General features: G+C 36.0%; 18 protein-coding genes and 2 pseudogenes. 14 read left to right on the top strand and 6 right to left on the bottom strand.

All coding sequences use genetic code 11. The features are described 5' to 3' along the window. Positions 1-195 precede the first annotated feature (195 nt). Positions 196-378, top strand: coding sequence for a YolD-like family protein (locus BW986_RS28435; RefSeq protein WP_076369858.1), 183 nt, complete (start codon positions 196-198; stop codon positions 376-378). Positions 379-651: 273 nt separating this feature from the next. Here BW986_RS28435 and BW986_RS28430 read toward each other — a convergent pair whose 3' ends face one another. After that, a complete protein-coding gene (locus BW986_RS28430; protein ID WP_076373088.1) occupies positions 652-2,730 on the bottom strand; it encodes a helix-turn-helix domain-containing protein in 2,079 nt (692 codons plus the stop codon). Between the two features lie 149 nt (positions 2,731-2,879). Here BW986_RS28430 and BW986_RS28425 point away from each other — a divergent pair, with 149 nt between their 5' ends. The 4 genes and pseudogenes from BW986_RS28425 to BW986_RS31055 form a co-directional block, all read left to right on the top strand. After that, positions 2,880-4,118, top strand: a complete 1,239-nt coding sequence (locus tag BW986_RS28425) for an MFS transporter (RefSeq protein WP_076373086.1) — start codon at positions 2,880-2,882, stop codon at positions 4,116-4,118. 149 nt (positions 4,119-4,267) lie between these two features. After that, the gene (locus BW986_RS28420; RefSeq protein ID WP_076373084.1) at positions 4,268-5,668 is read left to right on the top strand and encodes a M20 family metallopeptidase; all 1,401 of its coding nucleotides are present in this window, start codon (positions 4,268-4,270) and stop codon (positions 5,666-5,668) included. A gap of 219 nt (positions 5,669-5,887) precedes the next feature. Beyond that, a complete protein-coding gene (locus tag BW986_RS28415; protein ID WP_076373082.1) occupies positions 5,888-7,309 on the top strand; it encodes a M20 family metallopeptidase in 1,422 nt (473 codons plus the stop codon). Positions 7,310-7,722: 413 nt separating this feature from the next. Continuing rightward, a pseudogene (locus BW986_RS31055) lies at positions 7,723-7,851 on the top strand (recombinase family protein); the annotation flags it as partial. A gap of 689 nt (positions 7,852-8,540) precedes the next feature. Here BW986_RS31055 and BW986_RS28410 read toward each other — a convergent pair. The 3 genes from BW986_RS28410 to BW986_RS28400 form a co-directional block, all read right to left on the bottom strand. Beyond that, positions 8,541-9,419 (bottom strand): LysR family transcriptional regulator, encoded by an 879-nt coding sequence (locus tag BW986_RS28410; RefSeq protein WP_076373080.1) that lies wholly within the window; start codon positions 9,417-9,419, stop codon positions 8,541-8,543. 329 nt (positions 9,420-9,748) lie between these two features. Next, positions 9,749-10,828: an isocitrate/isopropylmalate dehydrogenase family protein gene (locus BW986_RS28405; protein WP_076373078.1), complete on the bottom strand. Its 1,080-nt coding sequence runs from the start codon at positions 10,826-10,828 to the stop codon at positions 9,749-9,751. A gap of 624 nt (positions 10,829-11,452) precedes the next feature. After that, positions 11,453-12,328, bottom strand: coding sequence for a LysR family transcriptional regulator (locus tag BW986_RS28400; RefSeq protein ID WP_076373076.1), 876 nt, complete (start codon positions 12,326-12,328; stop codon positions 11,453-11,455). Between the two features lie 203 nt (positions 12,329-12,531). Between BW986_RS28400 and BW986_RS28395 the strand changes: the two genes are divergently transcribed. The 5 genes from BW986_RS28395 to BW986_RS28375 all read left to right on the top strand — a co-directional run bounded on the left by BW986_RS28395 (position 12,532) and on the right by BW986_RS28375 (position 18,467). Next, positions 12,532-13,227 carry an aspartate/glutamate racemase family protein gene (locus BW986_RS28395; RefSeq protein WP_081395837.1) on the top strand — a complete coding sequence of 232 codons (696 nt, stop codon included), beginning with the start codon at positions 12,532-12,534 and terminating at the stop codon, positions 13,225-13,227. After that, on the top strand, positions 13,214-14,662 hold the full coding sequence (locus BW986_RS28390; protein WP_076373074.1) for an aldehyde dehydrogenase family protein: 1,449 nt from the start codon (positions 13,214-13,216) through the stop codon (positions 14,660-14,662). The genes BW986_RS28395 and BW986_RS28390 overlap by 14 nt, the downstream gene beginning before the upstream one ends. A 12-nt stretch (positions 14,663-14,674) precedes the next feature. After that, on the top strand, positions 14,675-15,862 hold the full coding sequence (locus BW986_RS28385; protein ID WP_076373072.1) for an iron-containing alcohol dehydrogenase: 1,188 nt from the start codon (positions 14,675-14,677) through the stop codon (positions 15,860-15,862). A 62-nt stretch (positions 15,863-15,924) separates the two neighbouring features. Then, positions 15,925-16,689: an SDR family NAD(P)-dependent oxidoreductase gene (locus BW986_RS28380; RefSeq protein WP_076373070.1), complete on the top strand. Its 765-nt coding sequence runs from the start codon at positions 15,925-15,927 to the stop codon at positions 16,687-16,689. A gap of 461 nt (positions 16,690-17,150) precedes the next feature. After that, positions 17,151-18,467, top strand: a complete 1,317-nt coding sequence (locus BW986_RS28375) for a CitMHS family transporter (RefSeq protein WP_076373068.1) — start codon at positions 17,151-17,153, stop codon at positions 18,465-18,467. A gap of 261 nt (positions 18,468-18,728) precedes the next feature. On the opposite strand, the gene BW986_RS28370 is transcribed toward BW986_RS28375, so the two are convergent. Both BW986_RS28370 and BW986_RS28365 read right to left on the bottom strand, forming a co-directional pair. Then, positions 18,729-19,358, bottom strand: coding sequence for an RraA family protein (locus tag BW986_RS28370; protein ID WP_076373066.1), 630 nt, complete (start codon positions 19,356-19,358; stop codon positions 18,729-18,731). A gap of 44 nt (positions 19,359-19,402) precedes the next feature. Then, positions 19,403-19,651, bottom strand: a complete 249-nt coding sequence (locus BW986_RS28365) for an HPr family phosphocarrier protein (protein WP_076373064.1) — start codon at positions 19,649-19,651, stop codon at positions 19,403-19,405. Positions 19,652-20,370: 719 nt separating this feature from the next. Here BW986_RS28365 and BW986_RS28360 point away from each other — a divergent pair. From BW986_RS28360 to BW986_RS28345, 4 genes and pseudogenes are all read left to right on the top strand, one after another. Continuing rightward, positions 20,371-21,015: a class II aldolase/adducin family protein gene (locus BW986_RS28360; RefSeq protein WP_076373062.1), complete on the top strand. Its 645-nt coding sequence runs from the start codon at positions 20,371-20,373 to the stop codon at positions 21,013-21,015. A gap of 223 nt (positions 21,016-21,238) precedes the next feature. After that, a complete protein-coding gene (locus tag BW986_RS28355; RefSeq protein WP_076373060.1) occupies positions 21,239-22,525 on the top strand; it encodes a four-carbon acid sugar kinase family protein in 1,287 nt (428 codons plus the stop codon). Positions 22,526-22,985: 460 nt separating this feature from the next. Then, positions 22,986-23,081 (top strand): NlpC/P60 family protein, encoded by a 96-nt coding sequence (locus BW986_RS31160; RefSeq protein WP_076373105.1) that lies wholly within the window; start codon positions 22,986-22,988, stop codon positions 23,079-23,081. A gap of 311 nt (positions 23,082-23,392) precedes the next feature. Continuing rightward, positions 23,393-23,713 (top strand): annotated as a pseudogene (locus tag BW986_RS28345) (SPFH domain-containing protein); the annotation flags it as partial. Positions 23,714-23,811: the final 98 nt, after the last annotated feature.

Raw genomic sequence — 23,811 nt, 5'->3', positions numbered from 1 at the left:
TTTACCATTTCCTAGCCTATTCTGATGTTCCAAAATATTCTAATGTTCAAATTTTCACAAATTTTTCACAACAATAATGAAAACGCTTACGTTTTTCATTATATAATATACATATCCTAATTGATTTCATAGTATTGCACCAATTATCATACAATTTTTAATAAATAATTGAATACCCAGAAAGGAGACAATCAGATGATATTGAAATCGTTGAAAAAAAAGGGCATAACGACCATCATTTATTATAAAGAAGGAGTATTAAAAACATGTAAGGGTCAATTGCATAAACTTAACCTACATGAACAAACCCTTTCCTTAAAGGATGAAAATCAAAAGATTTTCTCTATTCGTTTATCTCGTATTATGGAAATATATTAACTTAATTATTTTCATTTATAAAACCTACTGATTACGTTTCAGTAGGTTTTTTCGTTGTTTATACATAAAATCGCACTAAGTCGGGTAGGTAGGCACTCTCTGTGGATTTGAAATAGAGTTTAACCGTTTGTCAAAAAGTTGCACCGTTTTGCCTCTTTGGATTCCCTTATTGTCCAGAGGGGCTTTGATCGACTTTTTGGTTGGAATTCAATTAGCGTATTAATTCCGGAAATGGACGGTATAGCGTTGGTGCTACCGTTCAAATAATGATTATTATCCAAAGGTTTCTCTTAAATGACATGTTAACTGGATTTTCAACATGTCTTCAGGATTATTAAAACTTATGTTTAATAATTCTTCTATTTTTCTTAACCGCTGGTAAAGTGTATTGATATGAATATGAAGTGTCTTTGCAGTTTCTATAGCAGATTTATTTGATGAGATATAAATCATTAGAGTTTTTTCTAAATCTTTATTTTGTAATTTATCAGATCGTAAATGGGAAAAGATCTCTTCAGTAAACTCCTCTATCTCTTGAATAGGTTGATTTAAAAAAAATCTATTTACTCCTATTTCTTCATAACGCATTAGCCCGAATTTATTTCTATTTATTAAAAAGGATAAGCTTTTGTTCGCCTCATTATAACTCTTTACAATATTTTTAATTTCTTTATATGGTGTACCAAGGCCTATGCGTATGTCGTTTTTATCGTATCTGTCCTTTTCTGCAATAATCATTTTAATAAGATGTATGATTCCTTTTATATGCTTCGTATCTGGTACTGAAAACATTAAAGTTACTTTGTTGTGAAATCCAAAAATCAACTTATTATTTTTGGGAAATTCTTTTTTAATCTTTGATAATAATCGTTGAATTCTTGCTTCAATTTCAAAAGCTTCAAAAAGATCTGGAATTTCACATAAAACAACAAATGTATACGTAGAAAATTCTAAGTTGAATTTAAGTCCTTTAGCAATCATTGTTTTGTGATCGTGATTTTCAAGTAACTGATTAAAATATTCCTGAACTTTTTTGTAATGAATTTCAGTCATAGATATTTTTTTTGCAAGTTCTAATGCAAGAACTGAACCACTTTGCTCTATTGTTATAGTATCCATTGAAGAAAGTGGGTGGTAAAGAGTAATGATAATGCATCCTAATAATGCTGTACCAACAATAATTGGGTAAAAATAATAATCCTGATTAAACATTCCAATGAATGCGGGAGTATTTTTATGAATTGAAATTAGATTCGAAATGTTATCAATACTAAATTTTTTTTGATTTTGATTCCTTGGGTAAAACTCGCTGTCTAAAAAATCAACATAGCCAACTGGCATCCCAAGCATTCGATTTATTTCGTAAATAATCGCTTTAATTCCTTTGTTATTTAAGGAGAGTTGGGTTAATGTATCATGCACGTTAATTCTTTGTTGAAGAAGTTTATTTTTCTCCTCTAATTCATTACTTAATTGTGTAACCTTGTTTAATCTTGTGTGAGCTTCTTTATATAGCTTGGCATTATTATAAGCAATTGCTACTTGAGGAGAAAAACTTTGTAATAAATCTAAATCTCTTTCTGTGAATTTCTTTTTCTTAGAGAATTGGAGAATGGTCATCGTTCCTATACGGGTGTCTCCTAATGAAACTGGTACAGTTATCATTGCTCTTGCAATATCAATATTTTCTGCAAAAGACCAATTTTCTTTCGAAATATTTATTCGGTCCATTAAGATTTCTTGCTTGGAGTGGTGAATTCTGGGAATTCCGTCTATGAAAACTTGACCGGAAGTAGATTCCCCTATTCTTGTTTTATAGTGGATATATTCATCCGGCAGTCCAACTGTAGTAAGAGGAACTAGGAGATTAGTTTCAGCATCAAATATCCTGAAAACTCCTGCATCTCCAGCAGGAATTACATTTAAAGCAATTTGAAAAATTTTCTTTAACAATTCATTTAAATCAAGGCTAGTATTAAGAATTCTAATACCCTCAATTACTTTTTCAAGTTCATTGTTTTTAAATTTACTTATCTCTTTATAATAGAGAACTGAAAACAGGAGATATAAATGATCAAATTCAAATTCATTAAAGATAATTCTATCAAAAAAACAAACAATGACCTGAAAACTATCTTCAAAAGTCATGCCTATATAGGTTATTTTGTTTTGTTGTAAAAAAGTATAGTTGGTGTCTTTATCATTAAGGGGCATGGGGGGAGGATATATAGCTGGTTCATGCCCACTGAACGAGCATAATTCCATCATACTATGTTTTCCTAACCAAACCTGATATGGGACATTTTTAAATTTTATCTCTAAAAATTTTTCAATAGATGTAAGATTTAGCATTTATCCATTCTCCCTTTATGTTTAAAACTACATAAAAACTATAAAATATCGTTAAAAAACTCCATATATTATATTTCTTTTATACCTTATCATATTTTATGAACATTCAAAATATTTTGAGTGGTTAAATTCAAAAGGGAGGCTAATACATGAAAAAGACCTTAGGAGGTAAAAAGAAATTTATAATCCTTTTATTATTATTTTTAGCTCAGATTGTGTGTTTTATCGATAAAACTGCTATGAATTTTGCCATTATACCGATTTCAAAAGAACTAAATTTGACATCAGATAAAGCAGGTTTAATTTTAAGTAGCTTTTTCCTCAGTTATGCCATTATGCAGTTTATAGGGGGATACCTGGCAGATAAGTGGGGAGTTAAAAAAGTTCTGACCGGGGCAATTAGTATATGGTCCATTGCTACCATACTAACTGGCATGGCACGTTCTTCTTCGACATTAATTGCATCACGCTTTTTGCTTGGAGTCGGAGAAGGTGCCTTTCCTGCAAGCGCATCCGTGGCAATTGTTGATAATTTTCAAAAAGAAACAAGAGCGCGAGCTAAGTCGGTTATATCAGCAGGAGCTTCAGTTGGATTTGCGGTAGGCTCTATAGTTGTTACGTTACTGTTAACTTCTATAGGTTGGAATTGGATGTTTTTCGTTTTTGGTGTTATAGGTATACTACTTGCTGTAATCTTTTGGTTTGTCCTTCAGTCAACGGAAGAGAAAAAAGATACTCAAAAGGTAAAAAAACAAAATAAAGTTCCTATTAAGTCTTTATTGAAACTTTCATTGATTTGGAAATTGATGATAGCTGCATTTTTTACTAATGTTGTATTCTGGGGACTACAAAGCTGGTTACCATCTTACTGGGTAAAGGTAAAAGGGATGGACATGGTTTCAATGGGAGTTTACTCCTCGATTCCTTATATTCTAGGATTTATATCTTTTCTTCTAAGTGGTTGGGTCTTGGATAAATTCATGGTCGGACGAGAGAAGTATATGTTTATTATCGGCGCATTTTTTTCTGCTATTTTCATCTACCTGATGTTCAATACGCAATCAATTCCACTTGCCTTTACGTATTTGACTTTGTCTAATGTATTCCTTAATGCAATGAATATTACTGTGTTTGTTTTGCCTCTTAAACATATTGCGGAAGATTCCGTTGGAACAGCTACGGGTATTATCAATACCGGTGCTCAGATCGGTTCCATTCTTACTCCTACAATTATGGGTTTTCTGATTAATGCTTTTGATCAGAACTATAATGTAGCGTTTATGTTTTTAGTGGCCTCCAGCCTCGCCGTATTAATTGTAGGGATTACGATTAACACCAAAAAGAAAATAGATGACTTGAATGTGGCTACCGCAGAGGCTAGTAAATAGTGTGGAATAATGGTGAACAGAATCGTGTGGATATTTTACAAACAGTTGAATTTGTTTCAATTGACCAATAGTAGCTTTTCTGCTGATGTTTATATAAAGAGTTAAGTCAAAATTGATAAATTATTCTAAGAAAAAGAGGAAAGAAACATATGAGTTATCATAAAACCATATCTAACATTATCGAACAAAAGAGAGAGAAACTAGTCGGAGTAAGCGATAAAATTTGGGGATTTTGCGAAACAAAATATGAAGAATTTCAGTCTGCAGATCTTTTATGTACAACGCTTGAGGAGGAGGGATTTCAGGTAAAACGACAAGCAGGAGACATTGAAACTGCTTTTGTGGGAAGCTATGGAAGTGGGAAACCTGTGATTGCAATCTTGGGAGAATACGACGCCCTATCTGGATTAAGCCAAAAAGCCGGGGTTGCTGCCAAGGAAGCAATCGTCGAGGGTGGAAACGGGCATGGATGCGGACATAATCTTCTGGGGTCAGGGGCGCTTGCCGCAGCCATTGCTATTCGACATTACATGGAGCAGAACGGACTGAAAGGCACCGTGCGCTATTACGGTTGCCCTGCGGAAGAAGGCGGTGGCGGAAAAGCGCATATGGCTAGAGCCGGTCTCTTCGAAGAAGTGGACATAGCGTTTACCTGGCATCCTTGGGATGAGAATCTTGCTTATAATGCTAGAATGCTAGCTACCAGCCAAGTTTATTTTAAATTCAAAGGAGTAAGTACCCATGCCTCGTTTAGCCCTCATTTAGGTCGAAGTGCCTTAGATGGAGTGGAATTAATGAATGTAGGAGCCAATTTTTTAAGGGAGCATATCATTCCAGATGCTCGATTACATTATGCGATAACAAACACCGGTGGTTCTGCGCCTAATGTTGTTCAGGCGGAAGCTGAGGTGTTATACAAGATTCGAGCCCCTAAGATGCAGCAAGTAAGTGAAATAAGTGAACGTATTTTCAATGTAGCCCGTGGAGCAGCCCTGATGACAGGAACACAAGTGGAGATTCAATTTGATGCGGCTTCTGCGGATTTGATCCCCAACATCACCTTGGGCTCCCTAATGCACAATCATTTCACACAAATTGGTGCTGAATCTTATACCCAAGAAGAGATTGATTTCTCTAAATATATTCAGGCTACTTTTTCAGAAGAAGAAAAGAAAGCAATCCGAATTAATAATGGAAAAGTGCTATCGGATAAGGTTAATGAGTATTTATTTGAACCGGACTTCTTCGCAGGGTCTACGGATGTAGGGGATGTAAGCTGGATTGTACCTACAGGACAAATTTATGTAGCGACATGTGCGTTTGGAACTCCATTTCACAGTTGGCAATTGGTGGCTCAGGGGAAATCTTCCATTGCCCACAAAGGTATGTTATTAGCAGGAAAAGTCATCGCTGCCTCAGCTATTGAAGCAATGCAGAATCCTGAACTCATCGAAAAAGCGAAGGCTGAACATAAAAAGCAGTTAGATGGAGACGTGTACCAATCGTTGATTCCACTGGGAGTAAAGCCCTCTCCGATTAGACGTGCCTAAAATTCAGGATAGGTGACATGATAGATAATTAGCTTCCACCTCCTAAACCGTTTTCAAAACGATGGGGATAGTCCCCTTTCTTGTGCTTCAACAAATGAAAGGGACTGTCGGGAATGGAACACGCAATCACTAGTAACCATATTAAATCCTTAAAAGCCTATTTTAAACTGTTCAAGTAAGTCAAATTTGATAATTATTTAAAGAAGTGGAGTGAAATATATGAGTTATCATGAAACCATATCTAACATTATCGAACAAAAGAGAGAGAAACTAGTCGAAGTAAGCGATAAAATTTGGGGATTTTGCGAAACAAAATATGAAGAATTTCAGTCTGCGGATCTTTTATGTACAACGCTTGAGGAAGAGGGATTTCAGGTTAAACGACAAGCAGGAGACATTGAAACTGCTTTTGTGGGAAGCTACGGAAGTGGGAAACCTGTAATTGCAATCTTGGGAGAATACGACGCCCTATCTGGATTAAGCCAAAAAGCCGGGGTTGCTGCCAGGGAAGCAATCGTCGAGGGTGGAAACGGGCATGGATGCGGACATAATCTTCTGGGGGCAGGATCGCTTGCCGCAGCCATTGCAATTCGTCATTACATGGAGCAGAACGGACTGAAAGGCACCGTGCGCTATTACGGTTGCCCTGCGGAAGAAGGTGGTGGTGGAAAAGCGCATATGGCTAGAGCCGGTCTCTTCGATGACGTGGACATAGCGTTTACATGGCATCCTTGGGATGAGAATCTTGCCTATAATGCTAGAATGCTAGCTACCAGCCAAGTTTATTTTAAATTCAAAGGAGTAAGTACCCATGCTTCGTTTAGCCCTCATTTAGGTCGAAGTGCTTTAGATGCGGTGGAGTTAATGAATGTGGGAGCCAATTTTTTAAGGGAGCATATCATTCCAGATGCTCGATTACATTATGCGATAACAAACACCGGTGGTTTTGCGCCTAATGTTGTTCAGGCGGAAGCTGAGGTATTATATAAAATCCGAGCCCCTAAGATTCATCAAGTAAGTGAAATAAGTGAACGTATTTTCAATGTAGCCCGGGGAGCAGCCCTAATGACAGGAACACAGGTGGACATTCAATTTGATGCAGCTTCTGCGGATTTGATCCCCAACATCACCTTGGGCTCTCTAATGTACAATCATTTCACACAAATTGGTGCTGAATCTTATACCCAAGAAGAGATTGATTTCTCTAAATCCATTCAAGCTACTTTTTCAGAAGAAGAAAAGAAAGCAATCTGGAATAATAATGGAAAAGTGCTATCGGATAAGGTTAACGAGTATTTATTTGAACCGGACTTCATCGCAGCGTCTACGGATGTAGGGGATGTAAGCTGGATTGTACCTACAGGGCAAATTTATGTAACAACATGTGCTTTTGGTACTCAGCCACATAGTTGGCAATTAGTTACCCAGGGAAAATCCTCCATTGCCCACAAAGGTATGTTGTTAGCAGGAAAAGTCATTGCCGCCTCAGCTATTGAAGCAATGCAGTACCCTGAGCTCATCGAAAAGGCGAAGGTTGAACATAAAAAGCAATTAGGCGGAGAAGTGTACCAATCGTTGATTCCAATGGGAGTAAAGCCTTCTTCGATAATACAAGCAAATACCAGAGTAGCAACTATATAAAGTTTAAAGACTTTGCAGCCAATCCAAGCCTCATACCCGGTTTAATATGTTGGGTTATGGGGTCTTTAAACCTCATAACATCATAGTGTTTGTAGAGTTGTAAGGTCTGTTTCATTATAATCTAAGATATAAACGTTATTCTCAAAGAGAAAGGCGTACTTGGTGACGGTTTTTCTTTCGATATCTAAGTGAAGACGTTAGCTGGAGTATAAAGTCTTTCTTGACTTTTTGGGTTCACTTCACGTAGAGGAGATCGACTTTTTTAAGTTGAATTCTCTTACCGTAAAAAATTCGGAAATGGGCGGTATAGCATTGTTGCTGAAGTTCGTAAAAGTACACTTTTACGAATGGGTTGTTTTTTTATGAAATCACTTTTTTGATAGTGAAAGGAATGCAGAAGTTGGTGTAGGAAAATAGATATTCGTAGATTTGGATACATAAGAGTTAGTAGCAAAGTTCAAAATGAGGGACGGCAACTACAAGCCATGTTAGAAAATGGTCTCAATGAACGAGATATCTTTTATAGAAGAAACTCGTCAAAATTAGCCTTTGTTCTCTGTGTGAAGATAGTATTTGGCCTGATAAACGGAGACAGTTACCGTTTAAAGAAGCATAATCGTCCAACCAAGAAGGTTGACGATTACGTAAATCAACTCCAAGCTTGAAAAGCAGAGTTTGGATCAAATGAAAAAGGAGCAATTCTGAACATAGAAAAGATTTAATTGTTGAAGTTCATTTTTTTAGAACCAAAGATTAAGTGCAATGTTAAGGGTAGAAATTACACATCGGCTGGACTTTTGTGTATTCCGTCTTTTATAGAATATATATCTTAGGCGTCTATCAATCTGATAGGCGTTTTTTTATGCTTAAAAGCACCTTTATAACCACATTTTCTTAAAACATCTTTATTTTAACTTTATTAATGACAAGTGTTCAATGGCCTCTTTTGTTGCACTATATGATTCTTGAAGAATTCTGGTGTTATAATACCTTTATAATTCAGCTGTTTCAATATACGAGGGATATTTTGAGAGTCAAGGTTTCCTTTACCAGAAGCATTTCGGTTAATATCGACTAAATGAATATGGATACTATTTACTATATTAATTTAATTTGGGAGAGGTAAGGGGTAATAAACTTAGATAGGAGATTAGCTTTACTAAATAAAAAAACGATTTACTAAAACTGTTTTATACGAACAGGCTAGAAATCGTTAATAATTTCCCTTATGCTAATTATTTTCATTTAAATTTAAGTTTAAGTCTTCTATAAAATTGACAAATGCCCTCACTAAATTTAACTCTAAGGATTGTTGATGATAATACATCCAGGTTCGACGTAAAATAGGCTCTCCTTTTGAATCTGTTAAATCAATTTTATGTAATCCTTTTATCCCATCAAGTATTAGACTAGGTAAAATACCATAACCTAATCCATTTATCACCATTTCTTTACAAGTATCCACTTGATCGACTGCAATACTTATTAACGGTTCTTGTGTATAATTCTTTGTCCACCAATTATCAATTAGAGATTTTAATACATAGTCAGTTTTATATTCAATTCTTGGCCTATTAGGAAGATTGTTCACATCAATAGCTTCTATCGATGAAATACACATTTTTTCTTCAAATAATAAGTGTTTCTGCTCTTTCCAATAATAATTTCCTCGAACAAATCCTATATGAACATCTTGATTATAGATAGCTTTATACACCTGACTGCTCCAGCCAGTCATTACTTTGATTTCTACACGAGGATACTGTTCTTGGAATAATTTTAAAATATAAGGAAGTTTATATTTAGTGAAAAAATTAGAAACTCCTAGTCTTAGTGTCCCTGTATACTCATTACTCATGCTGCTTAAATTATCTTTTACTTTTAGATAATACTTAAGAGTTTCCTCAGCACAAGCAGCAAGGTACTCGCCTTGCGGAGTAAAATGCACACCTCTTCTACCACGATTGAATAATTTTACACCAAGATCTCCCTCTATTTGTTTCAATCTTTTTGTAAGAGCTGGTTGAGAAATAAACAAAACCTGAGATGCTTTCGTAATATTCTTTTGGTGATAAAGAACTTTTATTATTTCCCAGTCTCTATAATCCATATCTATGTCTTATCCTTCCATTGATATAGAAATCTCTAATAATCAATTATAGTATTTCTATTATGACTTTTTTTATTAATATACGATTTGTTTATCTAAATATTATTTTGAATAAGTTGATCTTCATCAAACGGGGTTAGTTGTAGAAGAGACAAAAAAATGATCAAACTTTTTAATAAAAGAATGATGCAAAGAATATAAAAAAACTTGGTTAAATCAATCTTATTCGAAACAGGCTTTTATCAAACTATATCTATAACAACTATAAGTAATCCCGGACTTTCAAAAGTTGTACCTTTGAAAAGATCCGGGAAGTGTGAATCATGATATTAATTTAAAACAGTTTGGATGATTCTTTCCGAAATAGCCTCTGCAAATTGAGAAGTAGTGGCATTACCACCTAAGTCTTTTGTTTTTATACCGTCTTTAAGTGATTGATAAAGACCTTGTTCCACCAACTTACCCATTTCTTCAATCTTTCCGTCATTATGTCTTTCGGCAAGCCATTCCATTAACATTACTGTTGAAAGCATAATACCTGTTGGGTTTCCTATATTAAGGCCTGCAATATCTGGGGCAGAACCATGGGCTGCCTGAGCCATAGCCAGATTTTCGTTTGAGTTGATAGAAGGTGCTAACCCAAGGCTTCCTACAAGTTCACCTGCTAAATCAGAAAGAATATCTCCGAACATATTTTCTGTTACGATTATGTCGAAGTCTTTAGCACGACGGACTAAGTGAGCAGCCATTGCGTCGATATGATAGTCTTCTACTGCAACATCAGGATATTGTTCGGCTACTTCACGGCATACCTTTAAAAATAAGCCTGTGCTTAATCGGAGAACATTAGCTTTATGGACAATTGTTACTTTTTTACGACGCTTCATGGCCATCTTAAAAGCTGAATGAGCAATTCGTTCTACGGCTTTCCTTGTAAACACACCCGATGTGACAACTACATCCTCCGTAATTTGCCACTCTCCATGACCGGCAAACATGTTTCGGTCTGCGTAAAATCCTTCCGTGTTTTCGCGGAAAATAATCAAATCAGCTTCTCCCACAACGCTCGTAATGCCTGGCATAGTTTTAGCTGGACGAATATTTGCAAACAAATCAAGGGTATGGCGAAGTGCTCCACTTGGATTGAGTTTTACTCTATGATCAGGTGGGTAGGCAGCAGAATCATGTGGACCAAGAATCCATCCATGAGTGTTTTCCAACGCATTTGTAGTTACCTTTGGAAGAGGGTCGTTGTGTTGTTTAATTCCTTCCCATCCCATAGGTAAGTCAATCCATTCAATATCAACTCCAACTTTATATGCAGCAGTTTTAAATACTTCCACTGTAGCGCTTACAATTTCGGGACCAATTCCATCACCAGCTAGTACACCAAGACGATAAACAGTCATTTCTTAACATTCCTCTCTCTTATAAAGTATGGTAATAATCTAAGAGTTCTAAGAAGTGCATGAACTTTATAGTATTAATGTAATATAAACTTAGGAATTAATAAAATATTTTTTTTTTATATTTTTAGATTGAATTTTTCTATTTCTTAATAATTAAAATGACTTTTTATTCACTATAAGTATTTTAATATCCCCTTGTTTGTATAGTTATTACCTAAGTGGCATGAAGTATTATATATCTTATCCTTTAATAGTCAGATGAGAGGTTTCTATTTATAAGAAGTATCTTGTTCATTTTTTCAGTCCCATATTAAAAATGAACCTTTAAGTAAAAAATATGCGTAACTAAAAAACATCATACTAGTCACTCAGACCGACCGAAAATGACTAGTATGATGTATGAAAATTTCCGATCAGAAAGGCATCAAGAATATGGTCGTTAAGCTTTATGCTCATTAATATTAAGCACCTTGGAAAAAAATGATCAATATTCTTTTGTAACACATGTGTTTCTTTGATTAAAAATAAAGTAAAGGTAGAAGAGGAATAGATAGCTTTGCAATCTATAAATTAATATATAACCGGAACTTCTTATAAATTTAATAACAAAGGTCTCTGGAGATATTAATTTTCAGAATAATTTCGATGATATTCCTGAATAAAATGGACGAACTCTTTTACCATTCCTAATTCGAGTAGTTCTTCCCGATATAAGATGCGTGTTTTCCATACGATTGGAGAGCCAGTTGTATCACTAAGGAAAATTTTGTGTAACTTATCGTTTTTCTCTAATACAATACTGGGTGCTATACAATAACCTAATCCGTTAAGAACCATTCTTTTGGCTATTTCGACATTATCAACATTCATATTGCTGATTGGAGGTTTAGAAAAATTATCTTTCCACCAGTTGTCTATGACCATTTCCAAGGTAGGATCAGTCTTATAACTAATTCTTCGCATGGAGGGAAGGTCTGTTAAGTCAATTTCTTGGGATGAGAGTATAGTAATGTTTTCTTCTGAAAATGTTATATTGTTACTTGGCCAATTGTGCTCACCTCGCACTATACCAATATGTGCATCCTGTTTATAAATGGATTGAACTACATCTATGTTTACACCTGTATTAACATGAAATTCAACTTTAGGGAATTTTTCATTAAAAGCTTTTAGAATTTGTGGTAGTCGATAAAAAGCAAATGTTCTTGAAACACTTAACCGTAATGTTCCACGTACTTCATGTCCAGAATTCCACAGCAATTCTACAATGTCCTGCTGCTGTTTAAGCATATCTTCGGCATATGTAACTAATAATTCCCCCTGTTCTGTAAAAACAACGCCTCTTCTTCCTCTATAAAAAAGTTTAATGTCAAATTCCTTTTCAATTTGTTGTAATCGGTACGTTAAGGTAGGTTGAGAAATATATAGGAGCTCAGCTGCCTTTGTAATATTTTTTTCAGCGTATACTTTTTTCAAAATAAGCCAGTCTTTTTTATCCATGAGGAAATCCCTTCCTTTGAAATAGAAAATATCTATTGAAAATTATAGAAAATCAATATTTTATTTATTTCTATAATTATAATACATTTATTTTACACCAATGATAGCTTTTATTTTCAAATGGTTTTCAAAAAAGCTCAAAGTCATTATTTTGTTGAAAAACATTTGGAAGCGAATTCAATATTAAATCAGGAGGTAGTAATTTGTCACGTCAAGATTATAGAATTGGGCTTATCCATGCGACGATGAACTCAGTTCAGCCAATTTTAGATGCTTTTCAAGTTCATGCACCACAAGTTACACTGGTGAATTTTATGGATGAAAGTCTTATTTTTGAATTAAATGAAACAGGAATTGTTACAAAAGGTATGGCTCGACGTTTATTGAACTTGGTAGAAAAAGCGGTAATGAGTGGTGTGGATGGTATCCTGCTAACTTGTTCATCATTTACTCCAGTAGTTGCAGAAATTAGCCACTTATTTGACTTACCAATGTTAAGTGCAGATTTAAGTATGTTGGAAAAAGCAGTGGGAATGGGTACTCGGATTGGTGTCATTGCGACAGTAGAAGCAGCTGGCCCAACAACAACGACAATACTAAAAAAAATCTCCTCAAAAAGACAGAAGGATGTCTCGATTGAAACGGTTATTATCCCAGAAGCATTCAAGGCATTACAAAATGGGGATCGTACGAAACATGATGAGTTAATCCATCGGAAGGTACAAGAGTTAACTATTGATTGTGATGTCATTCTTTTTGCACAATTCAGTATGGCAAGAGCACTGGAAACACTTGATATTACAACAACGGATATACCTATATTAACAAGTCCTGAAATTAGCGTGAAATCAATTATCGATGAAATATCAAAAAGGGAGATAGTTTATGATAAATGTTGAATTAATGAAAGTTACTTCACTTGTGGATGGTAAAGCAATTACACAAACAGAAGAAAAGACCATGGAAGTGATCAGTCCATTTAATAAAGAAGTAGTTGGAAAAGTAAATTTAGCTTCACAAGAAGATGCCGAAAGAGCAATCGAATCAGCACATCGAGCGTTTCATGAGACGATGAAAAAAATGCCGGCTTATCGTCGAGCGGACATTCTTCGTAAAACAGCTGACTTGTTAGAAGAAAGAACGGAAGAATTTGCAAGAATTCTTGGCTTAGAAGCAGGGAAACCAATTCGTGATGGGAGAGGAGAAGTAGGACGTGCAGTACAAGTCCTACGTTTCGCGGCAGATGAAGCGAAAAAAATTGAAGGAGAACTCGTGCCTATGGATGCAGCGGTTGGTGGAGAAAATCGAATCGGTATGGTTCGCCGTCATCCAATTGGTGTTTTATCAGCCATAACACCTTTCAATTTTCCGTTAAATCTTGCTTTGCATAAATTAGCTCCTGCGTTTGCTGCAGGGAATACAGTCGTCTTAAAACCAGCAAGTAAAACACCACTATCGGCATATATGCTCGTTAACCTTTTTGAAGAAGCAGGACTGCCTGAAGGGGCTTTAAATTTAGTAATTGGAAACGGTTCCGAAGTAGGGGATATTTTAGTGACAGACTCACGTATAAGCAAAGTAACATTTACAGGAAGTCCGTCTGTAGGAATTGATTTACGCAAGAAAGCTGGATTGAAAAAAGTGACATTAGAGCTTGGATCAAATTCTCCGAACATTATTTTCAATGATGGGGATGTGAATGCGGCAGCAGCAGGATTAGTGCGTGGAGCATTTGCTTTTTCTGGACAGGTTTGTATTTCTGCACAACGGATTTATGTACAAAAAGGTGTATATCAAGACTTCTTAAATCAATATGTTTCGCTAGTAGAGAAATTGGTGATCGGGAATCCAATGGAAGAAAACACAGATATTGGCCCTATGATTAGTGAAAAAGAAGCAATACGAGCTCACGATTGGATCACTGAAGCAGTAAAAGCAGGAGCAAGGCTTGCTACAGGTGGTAATCGGGAAGGGACATTGCTTGAGCCAACCGTACTTGTCGATGTTACTCGAGACATGAAAGTGGTATGTGAAGAGACGTTTGCACCGATTGTTTCCGTTATACCATTTGATACAGAAGAGGAAGTTATTGGAATGGCTAATGATTCAGTATTTGGATTGCAAGCAGGCGTATTCACATCAGATATTAACCGCGCTATGAGAGTTGCTGACGGTCTTGAAACGGGAGGAGTATGGATTAATGAGACTTCTACATATCGCCAGGATAATTATCCATACGGAGGCGTGAAATTAAGTGGTGTAGGAAAAGAAGGCGTCAAGTATGCTATCGAAGATATGACTGAGATTAAATTTGTAGGAATTAAATTAGGATAAGGAGGAAATATCGTGAGTATTACTTATTTTCGCACAGCGGATACGTTGATTACAGGAACAGGATCTATTGCACAAATTGGAGAACAAGCCAAAAAGTTGAATGCAACTAAAGTCATTATCATAACAGATAAGATTATTCGCCAAACGGGATTACTGTCCAAAGTGACGGAGCCATTGGCGGCCCTAGGCTTTAAAGCAGATATAATTGATGATGTCGTTCCGGAGCCTCCTTTTGAAAACTTAGAACAGATGGTAACTCATATGGAAGGAAAAGGATACGATTTACTTATTGGGGTTGGAGGCGGAAGTGCCCTTGATATAACCAAAGTCCTTTCCGTGATGCTAACGAACAAGGGGAATGTTCGTGACATGGTCGGGATTGAAAAAATAGAAAACCCTGGAGTGCCTACGATTCTAGTTCCGACAACTTCCGGTACAGGTTCAGAAGTTACCTATAATGCTATTTTTACAGATACCCGTGACATGGTGAAAAAGGGAATCGTCAGTCCTTATTTACTTCCTAAGGTAGCTATAGTGGATGCAGAGCTGACCTTAACGCTACCACCTGCCGTTACGGCAGCGACGGGGATGGACGCGCTTGTTCACGCTGTTGAATCTTACACGGCCATTCGCGCAGACGAATTAACAGATGGCATTGCCTTGCAAGCGATTAAGCTGATTTCCCGTTCTCTTCGAAAAGCCGTTTATAACGGAAAGGATTTAAAAGCACGTGAAGACATGGCGATGGGAAGCTTACTTGCTGGTATATCTCTAGGGAATGCAGGGGTTGGAGCGGTTCATGCCCTCGCTTATCCTCTTGGTGGAAAATTTAAAGTTCCGCATGGTGTGGCCAATTCTCTCTTGTTACCATTTGTCATGAAATATAATGCGGTTGCTGATTTAGAGAAATTTTCTGAAGTCGCTAAAGCAATGGGGGAAAATGTGGAAGGGTTATCTCTACGCGAAGCTGCGGATCGTGCTGTTCAGGCACTGGCTCAATTATCTGAGGATGTAGGTATTCCTGCAAGTCTAAAGGATGTAGGAGTAACTCCATCTGATATTCCTGCACTAGCTGAAGAAGCAAGTAAAGTAGATCGTTTGCTTAATAATAATCCAAGATGGTTGACAGTAAAGGAAATCCAAAAAATTTATGAAGAAGCATACGGTTTAGTGGAGACACCTTCCTTAGTCACCATCTAATCTTACACGTTATATCAGACATATTATTCATCTTTTAATGATGGATAAATGGGAGGGAAAAAATGAATTATTTTTCTGAACTAAAAGGGAAGAAAGTTCTAGTAGTCGGTGGGAGTAAAGGGATTGGCAAAGATATTTCTCTTGCTTTCGCTAGACTGGGATCGGATGTTGTGATTACAGGTAGGAACGAAGCGGATCTCAGTAAAACGACGGAAGAACTAAGAGAGCTTAATCCTAATTGTTTCTATCTAACAGCTGATATACAATACGTTAACGAAATATATAACATGATAGACTCTGCAGTTTCTCGTCTAGGCTGGATTGATGTGATTATCAATAATGCTGGCATCAACATTCCTAAACCGACATTGGAAGTGTCGGAGGAGGATTGGGATCGTGTGTTGGATACGAACCTAAAAGGAACCTTTTTCTGTTCACAACGAGCGGGTAAGCATATGATTGAACAACGTACTGCAGGTAAGATCATTAATATCGTTTCGCAAATGGCTTTTGTAGGCTATATCAAACGTGCAGCCTATTGCTCAAGTAAAGGTGGGGCCGTACAGTTGACAAAGGCATTGGCGATCGAATGGGCTGAACACCAAATTAAGGTGAATGCAGTTGCTCCGACCTTTATTGAAACTGACTTTACGAAAACTATGTTTGATGATCAAGGCTTTTACCAGGATGTATTAAGTCGTATTCCCTTGGGAACATTGGCCAAACCGGATGATGTAACAGGTGCTGTGCTATTTTTAGCCTCTGATATGGCTAATTTTATTACAGGGGAAACAATCCGTGTAGATGGTGGATGGACAGCTATATAGAAGAAAAAGAGAAGCCTTTGTGAAGAGCAGTTCTTTCTTGAAGTATCTCAATATCACCACCTCCTTTTTTAAGGAGGTGTGTTCAACAATAAATATAGAGGTATATAAATGTGAGCTGGTTTTGTAAAATGCCTCTAAGTTAAAAATCAAAATTGCTTAACAACAAGTGTTAGTTAAGGTATAAACGTCCACTATCAACAAATTCATATTTAGTCATGAAATAAAAGTTTTATCACCTCGTGTTATAGAAAATTATAATAGGATATTAAAGAAAGCACTTAATGAATGCGCTTACATAAATGCGCATGATAATTTATTATCCAAATGAGCAAGTAGAAGATCGATTACGTAAATAGACATACAATTTATCAATACACTTCGTATATTAGCTCTTTGTTCTTTGTAAAGACTAGAAATTCAATGGTGATATTAAAACAAATACATTAAAAGTGAGGTAAATAATGTTATCTATATTAGGATTTGCTACTATTATACTTTTCATGTTTTTAGTTATGACCAATCGTATGTCTGCTTTTGTAGCTATTATTGTATCTCCAATTATATTTGCCATATTAGGAGGATATGGTATGGAGTTAGGTCCTATGATGTTAGAAGGGATCAAGCTTGTAGCACCTACTGCTGTACTTCTATTGTTCGCTGTTTTATATTTTGGCATTATGATGAATGCAGGTTTATTTGACCCAGTTTCCAGAAAAATATTACAAATAGCCAAAGGTGATCCAGTAAAAATTGTGATAGGGACAGCCGTTTTAGCATTATTAGTGGCTTTGGATGGAGATGGAACCACTAGTTACATGATTATATGTTCGGCCTTGTTGCCGATTTATAAAAAAATAGGTATCAATCCTTTAGTATTGGCTACGATAGCAGTAATGTCACTAGGGACCATTTCAGGCATGACACCATGGGGAGGAGCTGCCACAAGGGCAATCAGTGTCTTAGGACTTGATGCTACAGAATATTTTAAACCAATAATTCCTGCAATTCTATGCGGTTCAGCCTGGATTATTCTTACAGCGTATGTAATGGGAAGAATGGAGAGAAAAAGAATTGGTATCATAAAAATAGAAAAAACCATCCAAGAAATGAAAACTAATCAAGAAATGGCAGCTAGTATTGCTGAAGATCAACCTGTGACTTCCAAGTTAGTTTGGTTTAACTTCCTACTAACACTCACTCTTATGGTGGCACTTATACTAGGATTAGCACCACTACCTGTACTATTTATGGTAGGTTTTGTAATAGCCCTTTCAGTCAACCATCCTAATCTTACTGAACAAAAAAGCGTAATTAAAGAAAATGCCAGTCATGCTGTACCTGTAGTCATGTTGGTTTTAGGTGCTGGGGTTTTTACAGGTATCTTATCTGAAACAAAAATGGTGAATTCAATGGCTTCAGACCTTCTCACCATTGTTCCTGATTCATTAGGACCATTCTTCACGATTATTGTTGCATTAATCAGTTTGCCATTAAGTTTCCTGATGTCAAATGACGCGTTCTTCTTTGGGGCTTTGCCTGTTCTTGCCCATTCAGCTTCCGAATATGGGATTAGTCCTATGGAAATAGCGAGGGCTGGAGTAATTGGGCAACCACTCCATTCTATGGGGCCAACATCTGCTCCATTATGGGTGTTGCTAGAGCTTGTAAGAAGAGATTTAGGACAATTCCAACGTTACGCTCTTGTCCCGGTTACTATATTGTCACTAATGTTCATAGTGTTTGCCTTGATTACAGGGGCTATTTCAATCGCTTGGTAATTTAGTCTTTCATGTGAATTTAAGCATTAGGGTAAAAAATACATTTTATGATTTGTTATAGCTGTGTAATTTCAAGGTAATGATTTTAAAGAGTGCTATGGAAAATTATAAACGAAATTTAAATTTTATCTAAGTGATGTAAGATAAACAAAAAGCCAAGTGCTTGCTTAAGCCTTGGCTTTTTCGTATGTTTCCAGCATTTCATGTCATAATAGCGGGGAAAACAAATATGTCGAAAAACGAGAAGTGAGGCCTTGTTTATTACTTGTTAGAAGAATTAGATATAAAAGAATCCAAATACTTTCTTATAGCTTCAGGGTTGCCGGAAATATTTGCTTCCCGTTCTTGATCCTTTTTTAATTTATCCATAGCGATACGTAAAATCTCTTTTTCTGACTGCTGTGGTATAACTACGACGCCATCAGCATCCCCTACGATGATATCTCTTGGATTAACAGCAGCACCGCCGCAGGAAATTGGTACATTGATCTCTCCCACACCAGCTTTTCCACTTGCCGCAACGGTTGTGCCTCTACAAAAAACAGGGAAATCTAAATCTTTAATACCTACACAATCTCGGATAGTTCCATCAACTACCAATGCACCAACGCCAAGTGTTTGTGCCATACCCACAACAAAATCTCCGGCAATTCCACGATATTCATTTCCTTTAGAATCTACCACTATAACATCTCCCGGCTTTGCTTCTCTAATTGCTTTTAATACTGAGAGATTATCACCTACGGGGATTTTTACAGGTAATGCCCTTCCTGCAAACTTATATTTCTCTTTCAAAGGTTTGATAGCAGGATGAAAATTGTTAAGCCCTTCCATAGCATCAGAAATACAAGTAGTTGGAATATCCTTAAATTGGTTAATGATAGTATCCATTCGTGTTTCCTCCTATATTTAAATTTTTTAGGGGGTGAAGAAATTTATACAACCTCAACAGGAAGATTGTTCTTCCAAAAGACATGAGACATGGCTTTTTTTGCTTCTTCCTCATCTTTTCCATGAATTTCAAGTTGAAATGTATTAGAGCTAATTACAGTATAGGTTAAACCAAGGATACTCTTAGCATCTATAGTTTTATCGTCAGTTTTAATGACAATGCTTGCTTGAAATTTGTTTGCTGTTTCATTAATTTCTACCACTACTTTAGCTAAGGATTTGTTTAGTCCCATGTTTCACACTCCACCTCTGATTTTTTTATTGTACTCTACACCAATCATTAAACCTTCAGTTTTCATTCATATGATTGAATTGTAATATACTAACAATAGTATATAACGCATAAGAGACATTATTAAAATAGTAAAATGAAATGATTTCTCATTAAAAATTTCTATAACTCTTTGCACTATACAATCTATCCAGATACAAATTCATTAAGAATCTCATTAATAAAATGATTGAATAGAATCTGCATTTTGTCCTGGATTTACAGTGAGTTCAACAATTATTCTTCCAGGAAATAACAAGACGGAATCTACTGATTTTTTAATAAGGATACCTTTTTTAAGTATAATTACTATTTTGTTAATTATAGAAAAATTTGATGATGTTTTATGGAAAAATAATATTTTATTAATTTCATGAATTATTATAAATTATATATAGAGATCAAGATCTTCCAGGTTAGTTCAATTACTCTCGGAAGTGTTAGTTTCTCCTCAATTAGAAGGAGAGTGGATTAATATTGCTAACTACCAACTTGGTGTACTAATTGGTTCATTCGTTGGCAAATTTTATTAGAGACCAGGTAGGAACAACATTTGAATGATTCGCACCGGTAAGCTTCATGAATTAGGAAACTTGTTGAAACAGAAATAAGATTATCAACCTTTAAAAACTAAGTGAATTCAGGTATTTGGATGGCATTAAACTATAAGGGGGTTCTTATGTGGGTGAAAAGCAGCAACTTATTAATGCAGGGCATTACCTCATTTCAAATCAACTAGCATGGGGAACATCGGGTAATATAAGTGCCCGTATCGATTCCAATCGAATGATTATTACTGCTTCTGGTACATATATGGCTAATCTTAGTCAGGACGATTTTGTCGATTGCCAGATTGATACGGGACAGATCGAGGGAATACGAAAAGCTTCTAAAGAAACTCCGATGCATTTAGGTATTTACCGGCAGCGTAAAGATGCAAAAGCAATTCTGCATTCTTCTCCATTTTACACAACTTTGTTTTCATGTAGTAATGAGCCGATCCTCTCTGAGTTATTTGTAGAAACAATGTATTATCTAGAAGATATCGCCTATGTAGATTATTATCATCCTGGCTCACAGGAATTAGCTGAAGCAATAACAGAACAAGCACCAAATGCGAATATTATTATTATGCGTAATCACGGAGTTGTTGTATTCGACGATTCGGTATCAGAAGCCCAAATGAGATTAGAAACATTAGAAATGGCTTGTCGAATGATATTAAAAGCTAAAGAATCCGGTGTCCAGCTTAAAATGATTCCCGAAAGAACTGTCCAAAGTTTTCTAGAAGATTCTTTTTACAAGACAAGAAAAAAAAATAATTGAAAGCCTTCTATTATACGAACAGCAGATTATGGAATGGATATCGAATAGGAATTATACATACAACTTGAATGTTATGAAACCACTGTTATGCTTTCATTAGTTTGTTTTAGAAACGAATGTTTAGATGAAGGGTTGATAAAGTAGCAAGATCTGAATAAGCAGTAAGTAGATAATATCCACATTGTCACAGAAGGACGATAGAAGGTAGAAAAGAGGAATAGAAATGAGAGAATTTATAGGAGTTGTAGCTGATGATACAACAGGTGCAAATGACATAGGACTTATGTTTAGTAAGGGGAAATATACAGCGAAAGTTCAGACGTTTGATGAAGAGATGAATGTTAAAGTAGATTCTGATGTCATTATTATTGATACAGATAGTCGACTAGATCCACTTGATTTAAGTTATCAAAAAGTATACAAAGCTACTAAAAAACTGCAAGAAATAGGCTGTTCTTTATACTTTAACAAAACATGTTCGGTTTTTCGTGGGAATATTGGAAAAGAATTCGACGCAATGCTAGATGCACTTGGTGAAGAATTTGCTGTTATCAGTTTGGCTTTTCCTAAAAATGGTAGACAAACAGTCGGTGGAGTCCATACTGTGCATGGTAACCTTCTAGAAAAGTCAGAGTTTGCAAATGATCCTGTACATCCTATGCGTGAATCAAACACTGTTTCGATTTTACAAAAACAAACATCCAGGAAAGTAACATCTATAGACTTGAATATAGTAAGACAAGGCGCAACAGCTTTACGAGAAGCAATTGAGGTAGTACGGAAGGATTTCAATTATTGTATTATCGATAGTGAAACACAATCAGATTTAACCATAGTGGCTGAGGCAATTCATGAATATAAAGTGTTATGCGGGAGTTCGGCTATTGCAGAAGAGTTACCAAAGTTTTTATATCGAAATCCAGTAGAAAGTCCAGTAAAGAACTTAGACATCAATGACAAACACGGAGTACTTGTGATTTCCGGTAGCTTAACTCCACAAACAAGAGTACAGACAGCACATCTTATTTCTACCGGAGTTCCATGCATGGTCCTTGACTCCAGAAAAGTCTTTTCATCGGTTGAGTGCGATGAAGAAATTAGAAGGCTGGTCATCGAAGCTCAAAATCTACTAAAACAAGGAAAAGATGTTTTGATCATGGCTGATAATAGACCGGAAATTGTTTTACAAACTAAGGTGATAGGTCAGGAAAAGAAAATTGATCCTCTATTAATAAGTAAAATGGTCTCAGCAGCACTATCTGATGTTACAGAGCGGATAGTAGATGAAACTGGTTTAAAGAGATTAGTAGTAGCAGGCGGCGATACATCAGGAACAGTTACTCGTAAATTGGGCATAAAAGGAAATTATGTATTGGAAGAAATTGAAACTGGATTACCTTCTGGATTGGCGTTAGATCGCCATATGTTAATTGTCTTAAAATCAGGCAGCTTTGGTAAAACTGAATTTCTTTCTCATGCTATTAATCATTTGAAAAGTCTCTCAGAATAAAGCTCGATAGAGAGGAGGTTAAAATGGACCTCTTCCCTATTACCCCAAAATTTCTCCTATACATTAAACTCAATCAATAAAAACCATTATGGACCCCATAGCAAACCATATGCAGCTTTATAGCTAATAAATGGCTTGAAAATTGTTTGTACAATATGGTAATAAAATAGGGGCTCTACACAAAAAACAGAATAATTGTTTATATCCGTATACTTTTTCGGAAGGTATTTTGCTAACATTTTAATCATTTAAAATTTCTCAGCTAATATTTTTGCCTTTTTCCATAATTAATATTAAACGAACGCTCTGATTTTAAAAAACCTTTATATATAGAAGAAACTCGTAAAAAAGAGCTATAGCTCACGGGGCAATGGCTGTTTAAGGGGACAAAGGAGTCCAAACCACAAGTTGGAGATTTGGTCTTTTATGAAACCTAAAACCTGGTGCCCCACATGCTGGTATTTATATCTGTGGTAATCAATTCATACACAGATCCTCATCAAATGGTGTAAGCATTTCCTCTATGGATAATAGTTATTGGAAAAAAGATATTTAGGAGCAAAAAGAATTGTAATAGAGAAATTTGCCAGTTCTTTTTTAAGAGACTGGCTTTTATAGTTCTATCAATAGGTTACGATACTAAGAAGTATCCTTTCTTGAATAGACAGTATCTTATTTTTTCCATTCTTCTTCATTCTTCGAAATAAAAGCTAGGATGGAGTAATCGGTATTGATACATAAAAAATTTATATTTTTAAGATACAATTTTAGGTATTATTTCTCCCAGCAACACTTGGGTTTAATGGATACTCCATATACCGTATATAAATCCTTTAATTTATCCCGTAATATATCCCCTGTTACAAGGAAGGGCATCTTCGTTCCATCCTTGGGTCGATGACAGTCGAGGAAATTTATAAAAACCGCGAAAAGTTTTCCCAGGAAGTACAAAGGGTAGCCTCTCAGGATTTAGCTAAAATGGGACTCATCATCGTATCGTTCACTATAAAAGATGTTCGGGACAAAAATGGATATCTTGAATCGCTCGGTAAACCAAGGATTGCACAAGTGAAGAGGGACGCCGATATAGCTACCGCAGAAGCAGAGAAAGAAACGCGAATCAAGCGTGCCGAAGCTTTGAAGGAAGCCCAGCGTGCCGAACTTGAGAATGCTTCCGGAGTATGCCAAACGAGTGGCAAGTCCGCTTAGTAATATCGACAAAATCACTGTAGTGGATACAGGTGGAAGCGGTGCGAATGGCGGGGCCAATAAAGTGACTGGGTATG

Origin of the sequence: Peribacillus simplex, from assembly GCF_900156045.1 — a bacterium.
Taxonomy (GTDB): domain Bacteria; phylum Bacillota; class Bacilli; order Bacillales; family DSM-1321; genus Peribacillus; species Peribacillus simplex_D.
Note: the sequence above shows the minus strand (reverse complement) of the source record. Positions and strands in the feature narration are given on the sequence as shown.

Bases quoted from the DNA above. Each gene is read 5' to 3' on its own strand.
- BW986_RS28435 (WP_076369858.1), top strand. From the start codon at position 196: ATGATATTGAAATCGTTGAAAAAAAAGGGCATAACGACCATCATTTAT.
- BW986_RS28430 (WP_076373088.1), bottom strand. From the start codon at position 2,730: ATGCTAAATCTTACATCTATTGAAAAATTTTTAGAGATAAAATTTAAA.
- BW986_RS28425 (WP_076373086.1), top strand. From the start codon at position 2,880: ATGAAAAAGACCTTAGGAGGTAAAAAGAAATTTATAATCCTTTTATTA.
- BW986_RS28420 (WP_076373084.1), top strand. From the start codon at position 4,268: ATGAGTTATCATAAAACCATATCTAACATTATCGAACAAAAGAGAGAG.
- BW986_RS28415 (WP_076373082.1), top strand. From the start codon at position 5,888: ATGAGTTATCATGAAACCATATCTAACATTATCGAACAAAAGAGAGAG.
- BW986_RS28410 (WP_076373080.1), bottom strand. From the start codon at position 9,419: ATGGATTATAGAGACTGGGAAATAATAAAAGTTCTTTATCACCAAAAG.
- BW986_RS28405 (WP_076373078.1), bottom strand. From the start codon at position 10,828: ATGACTGTTTATCGTCTTGGTGTACTAGCTGGTGATGGAATTGGTCCC.
- BW986_RS28400 (WP_076373076.1), bottom strand. From the start codon at position 12,328: ATGGATAAAAAAGACTGGCTTATTTTGAAAAAAGTATACGCTGAAAAA.
- BW986_RS28390 (WP_076373074.1), top strand. From the start codon at position 13,214: ATGATAAATGTTGAATTAATGAAAGTTACTTCACTTGTGGATGGTAAA.
- BW986_RS28380 (WP_076373070.1), top strand. From the start codon at position 15,925: ATGAATTATTTTTCTGAACTAAAAGGGAAGAAAGTTCTAGTAGTCGGT.
- BW986_RS28375 (WP_076373068.1), top strand. From the start codon at position 17,151: ATGTTATCTATATTAGGATTTGCTACTATTATACTTTTCATGTTTTTA.
- BW986_RS28370 (WP_076373066.1), bottom strand. From the start codon at position 19,358: ATGGATACTATCATTAACCAATTTAAGGATATTCCAACTACTTGTATT.
- BW986_RS28365 (WP_076373064.1), bottom strand. From the start codon at position 19,651: ATGGGACTAAACAAATCCTTAGCTAAAGTAGTGGTAGAAATTAATGAA.
- BW986_RS28355 (WP_076373060.1), top strand. From the start codon at position 21,239: ATGAGAGAATTTATAGGAGTTGTAGCTGATGATACAACAGGTGCAAAT.